Origin of the sequence: Enterococcus gilvus ATCC BAA-350 (assembly GCF_000407545.1) — a bacterium.
Classification (GTDB): domain Bacteria; phylum Bacillota; class Bacilli; order Lactobacillales; family Enterococcaceae; genus Enterococcus_A; species Enterococcus_A gilvus.
In genome coordinates this window covers 1,851,290-1,865,199 of sequence record NZ_ASWH01000001.1, presented here as the reverse complement: position 1 = coordinate 1,865,199, position 13,910 = coordinate 1,851,290, and the positions used below count along the sequence as shown (strand labels likewise).

Genomic DNA, 13,910 nt, shown 5'->3' with positions numbered 1-13,910 from the left:
ATACAGATTTTAAGGAGATGTAATACAGTGAGTAAAAAAGGTGCAGAAATCATTGTTAATAGTTTAGAAAACCATAACGTGCCATTTATCTTCGGAATTCCCGGTGCCAAGATCGACGGCGTATTTGATACATTAGAGGATCATGGGCCACAATTGATCCTAGCTCGTCATGAACAAAATGCGGCGTTTATGGCACAAGCCATTGGGCGTTTGACGGGAGAACCGGGTGTAGTGATCGCCACGAGCGGTCCCGGTGCAAGTAATTTAGCGACTGGATTAGTGACAGCTACAGCAGAAGGAGACCCTGTTCTTGCATTAGCAGGACAAGTAAAACGTTCAGATCTTTCTAAGCTGACTCATCAAAGTATGAAAAATACAGAATTATTCGCACCTATTACAAAATATAGTTCAGAGATTCAAGATCCTGAAATGCTATCGGAAAATATCGCGAACGCCTACCGTATCGCTAAGACCGCTAAAAAGGGTGCAAGCTTCTTATCCATTCCTCAAGATGTGACGGATGGCGAAGTGAAGGGTGAAGCAATCAAACCAATGTCAGCCCCAATTTTAGGGTCTGCCTCTGATGAGGATATCGATGATTTGGTGAAACGAATCCATGAGGCAAAGCTGCCCGCTTTGTTAGTCGGAATGCGCGCTTCAGGTGAAAAGGAAACGGCAGCGATTCGCAAACTTGTTGAAAAAACAGGGCTGCCAGTTGTTGAGACCTTCCAAGGAGCGGGAATTATTTCTCGGGAACTAGAAGATCATTTCTTCGGCCGTGTCGGACTTTTCCGCAATCAGCCGGGAGACATGCTGTTAAAACGCAGCGACTTAGTTTTAGCGATCGGCTATGACCCAATCGAGTACGAAGCGCGAAACTGGAATGCTGAAAAAGATGCGCGTATTGTAGTAATAGATGAAGTGCCGATGGAAATTGACCAATACATGCAGCCAGAAGTAGAATTGGTCGGCAGTATCGCCAAAACGATCGATCGATTAGGAGATGCCATTTCAACGTATCAATTATCAGACGATGCACAACACTATCTTTCAACGCTGCAAGAAAAATTAACGAATGGCAGACAAAAGAGTGAAACGACGGAGGGGCGTGTGCATCCACTAGAAGTCATTGATACGCTGCAAAAAAATGTCACCGATGAGATGACGGTCACGGTGGATGTCGGTAGTCATTACATTTGGATGGCTCGTCATTTCCGCAGCTATGAACCACGCCATTTGTTATTCAGTAACGGGATGCAAACACTGGGTGTAGCCTTACCATGGGCGATTTCCTCCGCATTGGTTCGTCCGAATACACAAATTTTCTCTGTTTCTGGAGACGGCGGATTCTTATTCTCCGCTCAAGAGCTTGAAACAGCGGTGCGTTTAAAACAAAAAATCATCCACTTGATCTGGAACGATGGCAGCTACAATATGGTAGAGTTCCAAGAAGAAATGAAATACGATCGTTCTGCGGGTGTCCACTTTGGACCCGTTGATTTTGTAAAATATGCTGAAGCCTTTGGCGCAAAAGGATTACGGGCGACATCGCAAGCCGAATTAGAAGCAGCGATCCAGGAAGGCTTGGCAACAGACGGTCCCGTGATCATCGATATCCCGATTGATTATTCAGATAATAAGGAATTAGGAAAAACCATTTTACCCGATCAATTTTATTAAGAAATCCGTAGATACACGACAGTCAGAAGAGAGATAGAAGGGGATTGTACATGACAGTGAAGACAAAAAGTTATATCTACCAACACGGTACACTTGGTGGATTGATGCAAGATTTGATGGATGGTACTGAAAAAATCGGTGCCTTGTCCAATTATGGCGATTTTGGCTTGGGCACACTTGAAGGATCAAATGGAGAAGTGCTTTTTCTAGACGGTGTGATCTATCATACAGATGAAACAGGGAAGGTAAGACGACTGACCGGCGACGAATGGACACCTTATGCAGCAGTGACTCGTTTTGATTCAGATCAAGAATTTTCACTTGAAGCAGTGTCTGATGAGCAAGTGAAATCAGAAGTCCTAAAAAAAATCAGCCACAATTTATTTGCGGCTGTTAAAATAGAGGGAACGTTCAAGCACATGCATGTGCGAGTTGCCCCGAAACAAGAGAAACCGTATCCGAGATTCGTAGAGATCGCTCGCAACCAGCCTGAATTTGAAGCAGATAACCTGCGGGGTACCATTGTCGGGTTCTTTACACCAGAGCTGTTCCACGGTGCGGCCTCTGGGGGGTTCCATTTACATTTTATTAGTGACGATGAAACCTTCGGCGGCCATGTATTGGATTTTGAATTAGCCGATGGACGCATTGAATTAATGGAATTAGCGGAATTCCGTCAACATTTCCCAACAGAAAATGCAGATTACTTAAACAATGAAATCAAACTAGATGAAATCGCAAAAGACATTTCAGAAGCAGAATAAAAAAGGTACAGAACAAGAATCAGAATTTCTCTGACCATTGTTCTGTACTTTTTTGTTTTGTTTAAACGCCTAATAGTGGAGCAGGATTAACAAACCCAGACCACAATGCAGTGGAGACACCAAAGTGTAAATGCACACCTGTAGAATTACCAGTTGTTCCCATGCCGCCTAATACTTGTCCAGCGCTAACCTCTGAGCCTACGCCGACACTTGGGGCTGAAACCATATGCATATAGTATGAATAGTACCCATCTGCATGCTGGATCACTACGTGGTTCCCAGCGGACCAATGAAATCCTGACTCAACCACTTTTCCACCTTTAGAAGCCATGATCGGTGTTCCCGCGGCACCGGCAAAATCGACGCCATCATGTTGAGAACCAGATGCACCTGTTGGATCTTGGCGCTGACCAAATGGGCTAGTTACTACTAAGCCGATGGATAGAGGAGAAGCCCAACCGCTGCTTGTTGCAGCAGGAGCTGCTGGTTTTTCTTCACTAGCGCTTGGTGTTGCTGCTGGTGCTACCGGGTTTGTAGTAACCTGAGTAGCACTCGTATCAGTAACAGTCTGAGCTTGTTCTTCTTGTTGTTTTGCTTGTTCTTCTTGCTTCTGAGCTTCCAATTGCGCGATCTCAGCTTCTTGCTTTTGTTTTGCCGTCTCTGCAGCAGCTGCTTGCTTTTCAGCGTCTTCCGCTGCTTTTTGCGCTTCTTCTGCCGCTTTCTTCGCTTGTTTTTCAGCTTCCGCTTGCGCTTTTTCACGGGCTTCCGCTTCTTTTTTACGTTGTTCTTCTAATGCTTTCAACGCTGCTTGTCGTTTCTTTTCAGCGTCTTCTTTTTGCTTTTCAAATTTCTCTTTTTCGCCCTTTTCTGTAGCGATACTTGCTTGGATATCATTGATTTTTACTTGCTGATCTAACTTGGCTTTTACAAGCTGTTCTTGCTTGCCTTTTAGTTCAGCAGTTTTTTTATTGATTACTTGCAGGCGCTGCTCGGCTTCTTTTTCAAGCTTTTGAAGCTCTGCCTTGTCTTTGGTCTGCTGTTCCATGATATTTTTACTAGCTGTTAAAATGGTTGAAACAGCCATGGTTTTCTTCACAGCATCGCCAACAGATTTCGCATTGATCACGACGTCAACGATTGATGCAGAATCGTGTTTTGTCTGCACGTCACGCGCTTGGTTTCTGATTTGTTCGTCACGTTTTTGGATTTTTTCTTGAAGAATAGCGATTTTAGCAGTTAAGTCGCTTAATTTCTTTTCTTCAGTCGTCTTTTCTTTTAAGACTGCGTTGACTTCTTTTTCTATTGCGGCAACTTCTTGCTCTAACGCCGCTTTTTGATCCTCTACAGATTGTTCAGTTTGTTGCAGTTCAGAGATTTTTTTATCCTGATCAGCAATTTTTTGATCGTATTCATCTGCTAAGACGCTTATTGGTGCAGTAGTCAATGTCAAGGCACACAAAGTCAGTGCCGTATATTTTTTCAACTTAATCAATGGTTTCCCTCACTTTTTTCATCTTTCGGATTCAATTATATAAGAAGATATGAGAAAAAAGTTTAAAGTAGTTGATTCTTCATGCAACCGTATATTTTGTAATACGAATGAAATATTAATTAGAAGAATTAAGGCTTTATACCCTTGACAAATCGTAAATAAGACGAATGAAATCGTTCTAATGGCTTAAATAAAGGCTATTTTTAAAAATAGCGTTCTTGCTGTAGTTAGGGTAGAATAAACCAAAAGTTCCTTATTTTCTAATGTTACTCGATGAATGAGGAATTATTATTGGAGGAAAAGACTATGAGTTGGAAAAATCAAGAAGCAAAAGAAGAGGCGTATAAATTATTATTGATGCAGCAAAAAGCACTACTGGAAGGGGAAACAGATCTGATTGCGAATCTGGCAAACTCATCAGCTTTATTGAACCAGACATTGCAAGAAACAGTTTTCGCTGGATATTATTTGTTCAAAGAAGGCGAACTGATTCTGGGACCTTTTCAAGGAAATGTCTCATGTGTGCATATTGCAATGGGAAAAGGGGTTTGCGGAGAGTCTGCTGAGAAGAATCAAACACTGATCGTCGAAAATGTAATGACGCATAAAAACTACATTGCTTGTGATTCTGCGGCGCGATCAGAAATTGTTGTTCCTATGAAGAAAGGGGATCAGTTGATTGGTGTGCTGGATTTGGATAGCTCTGAAGTAGGAATGTATGATCAAATCGATCAATTTTATTTAGAACAATATGTGGCGTTATTGTTAGAAAACGTGGAATAAAATTACGTTCGTTGCTTTAAAAAGAGGCTTATTTAATAAATAACACCTTTAAAATGGTTTTTTACTCCACTTAATGCTACTATATAAGTGTAGTATAAAACATGAATGAGGTGGTTGAATGAATAAAGAAGCGATTATTGTTGGAGAAAGCTATGAATGCCGTAAAACGGATTTTGCTCGGCCGATCATTGGGGAAGTAATACGTAAAGAAAAAAATGGCTGTATTGTAAATGTAGAACGTTTTTACGGGTTGGATGCAGATAGGATTGACCAAGTAAATGGTCAAGTATTAATTAAATATGCGGAAGTAGCAGGTATCGTTTCTAAAGAATGTTTCTTTAGTTAAATCGACCGTCCTATTACAAAGCTCACCTAAAAGACCGATTATCGGCTTTTGGGTGACTTTTTTTGTCTTGATTTGAATATCCATAAAAGGACGGATAATTAAATAACGCAGTTTTTTTCTTATGAAAGCTAAAGAAAATGGGTTCTAGTTCAAGAAATATAAAGTAAAAATCCCTGATGGAATAAGCTCGATCTGCTCTCCATCAGGGATTTTTTAAATAGTTTGAATCAGATACTCTGCGAATTCCGAAGTTGAAAGCGCGTCAATTGCTAACATCTGTGCGAAATCATGTGTCATCTGTTTATTTTGAAGTGCCTCTTCAATGGCTTTTGGAATTTTTTTACCCGCTTCAGACCAGCCGAGATACTCGAGCATCATTGCGGCTGAAAGGAGTAGGGAGCAAGGATTCGCCCAACCTTTTCCTGCAATGTCCGGCGCTGTTCCATGTGTTGCTTCAAAAATTGCGTGTCCAGTGCGGTAATTGATGTTTGCCCCTGGTGAAATCCCGATACCTCCAACTTGTGCAGCTAATGCATCTGAAATATAGTCGCCGTTCAGATTCGTTGTAGCCACTACTTGGTACTTCTCAGGATAAAGCAAGATTTGCTGTAAAAAATTATCCGCGATGACGTCATCAACAATGATTTTTCCATCTCCTTTGGCTTCTTTCAATGCGCTCTCTGCTTTTTCAGGCCCTATTTCAGCGGCGATCTTTTTATAGTCATTCATAGTGAAGGCCTGAGGATAATTCTTTTCAATGAAATCGTAGCCCCAATTTTTGAAGCCGCCTTCGGTAAATTTCATGATATTGCCTTTGTGGACCAAGGTTACTCGTGTTTGCCCTTGATCTACCGCATAATCCAAAGCCGCAGCAATCAGGCGTTCGCTACCTTCTTGCGAGATCGGTTTGATCCCAAGCGCGCTTGTTGCAGGGAAACGTACTTTCGTGACCGATAGTGCATCTGTCAAAAAGGCCAAAAGCTGTGCGACTTCTTTAGAGTCTTTTGCAAATTCGATCCCCGCGTATACATCTTCAGTATTTTCTCTAAAGATAGTCATATTTGTTTTTTCTGGTTCCTTCAACGGAGAAGGGACCCCCTTAAAATAACGAACAGGACGAACGCAAGCATAAAGGTCCAGCTCTTGTCGCAGGGTGACATTCAATGAACGGAAGCCTTCTCCAATAGGTGTGGTCAGAGGTCCTTTGATAGCAACCTTGTGCTCCTTGATGGCAGCTAATGTTTCTTCTGGAAGCCAAGTGCCGGTTTGGTTGAAGGCTTTTTCCCCAGCGAGAATCTCGAGCCAGTGAATCTTTCGACCATCTTCATACGTGGAAGCGACCGCTGCATCAACGACTTTTTGTGTTGCTTGCCATATTTCTGGACCAATACCATCGCCTTGAATATAAGGAATGGTCGGATTTAAGGTAGTTGTCATTAGGCCTGCTCCTTTTGCATTTTTTTATTTATGACTAAAGACAGAATGTCTTTGTTTTTCCAGTAAGCAATATCTGCCTCCGAATCAAAGCGCAGTTTTACTTGGAAATGCTGCTCGTTTTCACCCTTAGCAGTCACAGCGATCAGCTGATTGATCACAGGTTCTGTTGGAAAATCAAACGTATAAGTTTCCAATCCAGTCAGGCCTAAAGATTCGGCAGATTCACCTGGAAGGTATTCGAAAGGAATCACACCCATCATTACTAAATTGCTGCGGTGAATACGTTCATAACTTTCTGCTAAAACGGCTTTGACCCCCAATAAATTTGTTCCTTTGGCAGCCCAGTCGCGAGAAGAGCCCATGCCATAATCTTTGCCAGCAAGAATCACTGTACCGATTTGGTCCTTTTGGTACTGCATAGCGGCATCATAGATAGACAATTCTTCACCATTTGTGGCTAGCTTCGTGTACCCGCCAGTCGTTTCAGGAGTTAATTGGTTTTGAATTCGGATATTTCCAAAGGTCCCTCGCATCATTACCTCATGATTGCCTCGACGAGAACCGAATGAATTGAAGTCCTTATAAGCCAAACCATGTTCTTTTAAATAACGGCCTGCAGGCGATTGCATCCCGATGTTTCCAGCAGGTGAGATATGATCCGTAGTTACAGTGTCACCAAATTTGGCTAGAACGCGCAAGTCGGCCAACGGATTTTCTGTGTTTTCTGTTTGGTCAAGATCCGTAAAGAAAGGAGGATTTGCTATATAGGTTGACGCATCATCCCATTCGTAGCATTCTCCTTTTGAAGTCTCAATTTGATTCCAGCGTTCATTCGATTGATAGATATTTTCATAGGCGGCACGAAAGTCTTGAGGATTTAAAAAGTCATTGATATAGGTATTGACCTCTTCTTGAGAAGGCCATAAGTCTGCTAAATAAATATCCTTTCCCTCGATCGTCGCAAGGGCTTCTTTCGTCAAATCTTTTTTAATCGTACCAGCCAAAGCATAGGCGATCACAAGCGGCGGAGATGCTAAATAATTCGCTTTGATCAAAGGGTGGATTCGCCCTTCAAAATTTCTATTTCCTGAAAGGACAGCGGACACAACCAAATCGCTCTCTTTTAAAGTTGCTTCTATTTCTTCTTCCAAAGGACCGGAGTTTCCGATACAGGTCGTACAACCGTAGCCAACGATGTCAAACCCTAATTCGGCAAGTGGTTCCAGCAGATTGCCTTTTTCTAGATATTGAGTGACGATTTTTGAGCCGGGGGCAAGGGAGGTTTTAATTGTCGAAGGCACCTCAAGTCCCAATTCAACGGCTTTTTTAGCCAACAGCCCCGCGGCCACCATTACAGAAGGGTTGCTGGTATTTGTACAACTAGTAATTGCCGCTAATGCAAGGTCGCCGGTTTCAATGACTTGATCGGTTCCTTTTGTGGTTTCTTTCCGATTCAGCTCATCAGGAGACAATCCGAATCCCTTTGGTCCGCTTGGATTTGTTAGCGATGTTTGGAAGTTTTCAGCAACTTCGGCTAACGGCACCCTATCTTGAGGACGTTTGGGCCCAGCAACAGACGAATGGACCGTCGATAGATCTAATTGGATCACTCGTGTGTAGAGAGGTGTCTCTGATCCATCATAAAAGAGATGATTCTGCTTTGCATAAGCTTCAACTAGTTTGACTTGCTCTTCCTGACGACCTGTCAAACGAAGGTAATTCAAGGTTTCTTCATCAATTGGGCAGAAGCCGCATGTCGCACCATATTCAGGCGCCATATTTGCGATCGTTGCACGGTCAGAAAGGCTCAGGCTCTTATAGCCTGTTCCGAAATACTCAACGAATTTTCCAACAACTTTTTCATTGCGCAAAAGCTCAGTGAGGTAGAGAGCCAGGTCAGTGGCAGTTGCTCCAGGGCTCAAGCTTCCAGTCAGCTCTACACCGATGACTTCGGGAGTCGGGAAATAGGAAGCTTCTCCTAAAATCGCTGCTTCTGCCTCAATACCGCCGACACCCCAACCGAGTACGCCTAGTCCATTGATCATCGTTGTATGAGAATCTGTCCCTTCTAGGGAATCAGGGAATAGTAAATCATCGTCATTTTTTAAAATGACGTCTGATAAATATTCCAGATTGACCTGGTGGATGATTCCTGTTTCAGGAGGAACAACTTCAAAATTATCAAAGGCTTGTTGTGCCCATTTAAGAAATTGATAGCGTTCATGATTGCGCTCAAATTCTTTTTCCGTATTGAAGGACAGGCTTTCCTTTGTTCCCGCGGAGTCTACTTGAACAGAATGGTCAACTACTAAAGTGACGGGAATTTCCGGATTGATTACTTTAGGGTCTCCCCCTAACTTAACGACTGCATCTCGCATCGCTGCCAAATCCACGACTGCTGGAACGCCAGTAAAGTCTTGTAAGACAACCCGTGAAGGGCGGAAAGGAACAACGCCTGCAGGTTTTTTTGCATCGAATGCTATCAAGTTCTCCAAATCTGCGTGCTCTTGATGGCGTGCCAAGCTTTCTAATAATACGCGAATGCTGTATGGATAATCAGTAATATTTTTTTTATACGTATCGACAATCGATGAAAGATCAAAGTATGTATAATGTTCGTCATTGACGACAAGCTCTTTTTTCCAGTTCATTCCAAAATCCCTCCTGAATACGTTATCGTTTAAAATCAGATGGGTTTATTATACGAATAAAAAAAAAGAAAGTAAATGAAATTATTAAAAGTATTTCATTTTACGCCAATGGTGTTATAATGTTTCTTGACTCGATTGTTAAACAAATGATGGTTAGGAGGACACAATGATGTTAGATTTGAACCAAATGGCTGAGATATGCCGAAAAGAGGACTATTTAGACGCTTCTTTATATAGGAAACATAATGTTAAAAAAGGACTGCGAGATCTTGATGGTAAAGGCGTTTTAGCTGGTTTGACCAATATCTCCACGATTCATCCGCAAATTATGGATGGAGACAAAGTCATCTCTAAATATGGAGAATTGCGGTATCGCGGTATTGATATCAATGAGCTGGTGAACGGGTTTGTATCCGAAGGGCGTTTAGGGTTCGAAGAAATCAGTTATTTGTTATTATTTGGCTCGCTTCCGACCCAAGAAGAGTTAGTGGAGTTCAACACTTTAGTAGGTAAAAGACGAACACTCCCAACCAACTTTGTACGTGATGTTATCATGAAAGCACCTTCGCATAATATTATGAATATGATGTCTCGAAGCGTTCTTACATTAGGATGTTATGATAAGAAAACGGATGACGTCAGCATTGAGAACGTATTAGATCAATCATTGTCGTTGATCGCTACATTTCCGATGATCGCGGTCTATTCCTATCATGCTTATAATCATTACACTAAAGGGGAGAGCATGTACATTCATCGTCCAGATGAGAGATTGAGTACAGCAGAAGCCATTCTAACTATGCTGCGTCCTGATAAAAAATACACATTTCAAGAAGCACAAACGCTGGATATGGCATTGGTTTTACATATGGAACATGGCGGGGGAAATAATTCGACGTTTACGACTCGTGTAGTTACTTCTAGTGGTACAGATACCTATTCAACCATCGCAGCGGCATTAGGGTCTTTAAAAGGACCAAAGCACGGTGGCGCAAACATCAAAGTGACCCGTATGATGGAAGATTTAAAAGCGACTATCAATGATTGTGAAGACGAGAACGAGATACGCGACTACTTAGAAAGAATCTTAAATAAAGAAGCCTTTGACAAACAGGGATTGATTTACGGAATGGGCCATGCTATTTACGCGGAATCCGATCCGCGGGCAGAAATATTCAAACGCTATGTGGAAAAATTAGCAGCTGAGAAAGGATCAGAAGCTTCAGCAGAGTTTAATTTGTACCGCAAAGTAGAGCGGTTAGCTCCTGAGATCATTTCTGAAAAGCGTAAAGTTTATAAGGGCGTTAGTGCCAATATCGATTTCTTCAGCGGGTTTGTTTATCATATGTTAGATTTGCCGCCAGAATTGTATACCCCTATGTTTGCGATTGCTCGAATCGTAGGGTGGTCGGCGCACCGCATTGAAGAACTGGTCAACGTGCAGAAAATTATACGTCCGGCATATATGGAAGTCTCTACGGATCAAAACTATCAGACAATCAACGAACGTTAAAAAAATTCCGCCAAGAGTTATTTGGCGGAATTTTTTTATTCGGTGATCAACCCTAACTCAACACAGGCATTCCAGATGCCATTGTCTGATACGGAAGAGGTGATATGGGCAGCTTTTTCCTTTAGTGCTGGCGCTGCGTTCCCCATAGCAACAGGAAATCCGACTGCTTCAAACATAGTGAAGTCATTTTCTTCGTCTCCAAATGCCAAAGCTTGTTCAGCTGTGATCCGCATGGACGCGCATATTTTGTGGATACCTTCTGCCTTCGTGCCGGTTTTCAGATGAATATTGGCTGCGACAGGTGCTACCTTTTCAGCAATTAACGGGGAATGTGGATCTAGTTTAAAGTCTATCTCTTCTGTCCAAGGAACAATCAATTGAAGAACGTTCTCAGGTAAAGGATCATTTTCCTTTAGAAAAGTTTTTTCTGCGGGATGGTCTCCATGATATTTATTACTTTCATAGCAATAGATACCACGAGAAGTCTCAATTAAAAATTCGATGTCTTGCTCTCGAAGATGGTCGACGAGCTGAGTCAGTAACGTTGGCGGGATACTATTTTCATGGATCATTTGGCCACGATAATGGACGCAATTGCCATTCGAAGAAATAATGCTGTCTACGCCAAGTGTTTCGGCTAATTGAGTGATCGTCTGATAATGACGGCCGGAAGCGATGACCGGTTCAATATTCTTTTCTTTTAATTTTTTCAAAGCAAGTTTTGCTGAATCGGGGACACGCTCAGCGAAAGGCAAGTGATGGGGCAGATGATTATCTGCTAAAGTACCATCAATATCAAAAAAAGCAACACGATAAGTTTCCATTTCAACACTCCTAAATGAATTCGATTACACTAAGTATAAAAGAAATCGCTGAAAACATCATTACAATTTTGAAGGAAAGTGCATTTGGTTTCATTGTAAGATAAACTCTCAAGACCAAAACGAACGATCAAGAATGCGTCTTTATTTTCTATTATATGAAAGAATAGCTGCCAGCGGCGGTGTTTTTAGAGTAGTTCCTTTCCATTCGGTACGAAATTCGCTAAAATGAGTAAAAAGACAGTTGGAGAAGCACGGATGAAAAAAATCACGATTAAAGAGGTTGCCGAAGAAGCAGGTGTCTCAAAAACAACAATCTCTCGATATTTAAATAATAACTTTGGAAATATGTCAAAAGAGACAAAAGAAAAAATCGCTGAGGTCATTCAACGGCTGAATTATCGGCCCAGTCGACAAGCACAGGCGTTGAAATCAAAGCACAGCTATTTAATTGGTGTAGTCGTAGCCGATATTTCTAATATGTATTCGTCATTGCTTCTAAAAGGCATCGGTGAAGTATTGGAACGAAGTGGTTACCAAATGATCATTATGGATGCCGCAAATTCAGTGGAACAGGAAAAGCATCTTTTAGAAAAACTAGTGGATCAGAGTGTTGAAGGGATTATTTTGCAGCCGTCCTCTCGCCAGTCAGCCAACTATGTGTATATCTCAGAGCGAAACATTCCTCTTTTATTAGTCGATCGGCAAACAGAGCCGGAACAATGGTCATCCGTTTTAACGAACAATCGCGCTGCGACCAAAGAGATTTTAGAAAAAGCATTGGCGCAGGGCTACGAGAAAGTGGTCGTTGTGAGTGAACCAATCAAAGATGTCAGCACGCGGGAGTTGCGTTACGAGACAGTAAACAAGGTCGTAAAAGCTGCTGGAAAAGAGTGCCGATTGCTGGAACTCCAGCATGAAGATCAATTAAGCCGCGACTTAGCAGAGATTCTGAACAATGATCAGACACGAACACTGCTCTTTGCATCAAATGGACGTACACTAATGGATGTCCTATCTTGGTTGATCCATCAAGGAATAAACATTCCTGAACAAGTAGGCGTGACAGGATTCGATGACTGGAATTTGACTGAACTTGTTGGGCCGGGGATCACGAGTGTTGAGCAGCCATCCAGAAAAATCGGAGAAGCGGCAGCGGAACACCTGCTTGAAAAACTTGCACAACCTTCAATGGAAACGGAAGAGGTCATCGTTCCGTCAACTATACGTTGGAGAAATTCTGTTTAGAACGTTATTAAATGAAAAAAACAAAACAAAAATAAGCGCCATGTGGAAACCGGTTTCCATGTGGCGCATATTTTTTTATAGCTCGGCAATGTTTTTTAATTATGAAACCGTTGACAATTCATGGAAACCGGTTTACTATTTGTTTTATAGAAACCGGTTAACTAATTGAAGGGACGGGTATTATGAGTGATGATAAATTAGTGCTAAATTTTTTAGTTTTTTCCGATAAAGTAGAAAGCGGAGTGCTTCAAAGCGACTTGTTGCAGGAATCAGCAGATTTAGGATTTCAACAAGTAGAAGTTCGACGTGAGTATTTTAAGGATCTTGAAAATGAGATTCATGTTATTCAATCTGAAGCACAGCGATTAGGGCTGACGTTGTTTTACAGTGTCCCTGATGACATTTATGTAAATGGAGCCCTGAATCCTAAATTAATGGCTTATTTAAAAGAAGCAAAACAAATGGGAGTGAAGCATATTAAATGGAACATCGGGGACTTTGATGGAGAGCTTCATGAACAAGAATTGAAAGCGCTTGTTGACGAGGGAATAGAAATATCTATCGAAAATGATCAAACGCAGACCTCCGGCACGATAAAGGCAATCGATGCTTACATGAAGGCTGTGACAAATGCTGGAATAGCGATCGGTTATGTGTACGACTTAGGGAACTGGCGCTTTGTCGGTGAGAATGAAGTACGAGCTGCCGAAACATTGAGAAACTATGTTCATTATATTCATGTAAAGGATGTTCGATATGAGGGGCATCAGCCGCAAGCTGTTGGTTTAGATCATGGTGAAATTGACTGGCGAAATGTGCTAAAACAACTGCCGCAGAATGTTCCAGTTGCCATTGAATATCCAACGACCGAAAATGCGGAAATAGTAGAAGCAAAAGAATTATTGGAGGGTGAACTCTAATGACAGATCAACAAACAAAAATCGATCCTGAAACATTTGCGTATCATTTTATGGAAACGATTCATCGACCTGAGATCGATAAGGAAAATATGGAAACTGCTGCGAAAGAAGCATTAGCAGCGTATTTAACTGGGTATTACCTCATTCAAAAATTTAACCACATGGAAAATGATTTCTTTGTGGAGGACCATGCAAAACCAGTGTCAAAATATCAACGTATTTTAAGCGAGTTGAATAAATACTAGGAGGTGAACA

The 13,910-nt window shown here is 41.8% G+C and carries 12 protein-coding genes; 8 read left to right on the top strand and 4 right to left on the bottom strand.

Annotated features, from left to right (window positions below; translation table 11 throughout):
• Nucleotides 1-27 precede the first annotated feature (27 nt).
• A complete protein-coding gene (alsS, locus tag I592_RS09160) occupies nt 28-1,680 on the top strand; it encodes an acetolactate synthase AlsS (RefSeq protein WP_010780493.1) in 1,653 nt (550 codons plus the stop codon).
• A gap of 50 nt (nt 1,681-1,730) precedes the next feature.
• Entirely contained in the window at nt 1,731-2,444 is a 714-nt protein-coding gene (budA, locus tag I592_RS09155) for an acetolactate decarboxylase (protein WP_010780494.1), read from the top strand.
• Nucleotides 2,445-2,505: 61 nt separating this feature from the next.
• Here budA and I592_RS09150 read toward each other — a convergent pair whose 3' ends face one another.
• Nucleotides 2,506-3,936: a peptidoglycan DD-metalloendopeptidase family protein gene (locus I592_RS09150; protein ID WP_010780495.1), complete on the bottom strand. Its 1,431-nt coding sequence runs from the start codon at nt 3,934-3,936 to the stop codon at nt 2,506-2,508.
• A 306-nt stretch (nt 3,937-4,242) separates the two neighbouring features.
• Here I592_RS09150 and I592_RS09145 point away from each other — a divergent pair, with 306 nt between their 5' ends.
• Both I592_RS09145 and I592_RS09140 read left to right on the top strand, forming a co-directional pair.
• Nucleotides 4,243-4,719, top strand: a complete 477-nt coding sequence (locus I592_RS09145) for a GAF domain-containing protein (protein WP_010780496.1) — start codon at nt 4,243-4,245, stop codon at nt 4,717-4,719.
• A gap of 118 nt (nt 4,720-4,837) precedes the next feature.
• Nucleotides 4,838-5,065 carry a hypothetical protein gene (locus I592_RS09140; RefSeq protein ID WP_010780497.1) on the top strand — a complete coding sequence of 76 codons (228 nt, stop codon included), beginning with the start codon at nt 4,838-4,840 and terminating at the stop codon, nt 5,063-5,065.
• A gap of 213 nt (nt 5,066-5,278) precedes the next feature.
• Here I592_RS09140 and icd read toward each other — a convergent pair whose 3' ends face one another.
• On the bottom strand, nt 5,279-6,502 hold the full coding sequence (gene icd / locus I592_RS09135) for an NADP-dependent isocitrate dehydrogenase (RefSeq protein ID WP_010780498.1): 1,224 nt from the start codon (nt 6,500-6,502) through the stop codon (nt 5,279-5,281).
• Entirely contained in the window at nt 6,502-9,153 is a 2,652-nt protein-coding gene (acnA, locus tag I592_RS09130; protein WP_010780499.1) for an aconitate hydratase AcnA, read from the bottom strand. The genes icd and acnA overlap by 1 nt, the downstream gene beginning before the upstream one ends.
• Nucleotides 9,154-9,319: 166 nt before the next feature.
• Between acnA and I592_RS09125 the strand changes: the two genes are divergently transcribed.
• Complete coding sequence (locus tag I592_RS09125; protein ID WP_010780500.1) at nt 9,320-10,666, top strand: citrate/2-methylcitrate synthase; 1,347 nt, start codon at nt 9,320-9,322, stop codon at nt 10,664-10,666.
• A 35-nt stretch (nt 10,667-10,701) separates the two neighbouring features.
• Here the strand turns inward: I592_RS09125 and I592_RS09120 are convergent, their stop codons facing one another.
• Entirely contained in the window at nt 10,702-11,490 is a 789-nt protein-coding gene (locus I592_RS09120; protein WP_010780501.1) for a Cof-type HAD-IIB family hydrolase, read from the bottom strand.
• Nucleotides 11,491-11,745: 255 nt separating this feature from the next.
• Here I592_RS09120 and I592_RS09115 point away from each other — a divergent pair, with 255 nt between their 5' ends.
• The 3 genes from I592_RS09115 to I592_RS09105 all read left to right on the top strand — a co-directional run bounded on the left by I592_RS09115 (nt 11,746) and on the right by I592_RS09105 (nt 13,900).
• Nucleotides 11,746-12,735 (top strand): LacI family DNA-binding transcriptional regulator, encoded by a 990-nt coding sequence (locus tag I592_RS09115; protein ID WP_010780502.1) that lies wholly within the window; start codon nt 11,746-11,748, stop codon nt 12,733-12,735.
• A gap of 182 nt (nt 12,736-12,917) precedes the next feature.
• The gene (locus I592_RS09110) at nt 12,918-13,655 is read left to right on the top strand and encodes a sugar phosphate isomerase/epimerase family protein (protein ID WP_010780503.1); all 738 of its coding nucleotides are present in this window, start codon (nt 12,918-12,920) and stop codon (nt 13,653-13,655) included.
• Nucleotides 13,655-13,900: a hypothetical protein gene (locus tag I592_RS09105; protein ID WP_010780504.1), complete on the top strand. Its 246-nt coding sequence runs from the start codon at nt 13,655-13,657 to the stop codon at nt 13,898-13,900. The genes I592_RS09110 and I592_RS09105 overlap by 1 nt, the downstream gene beginning before the upstream one ends.
• Nucleotides 13,901-13,910 lie beyond the last annotated feature (10 nt).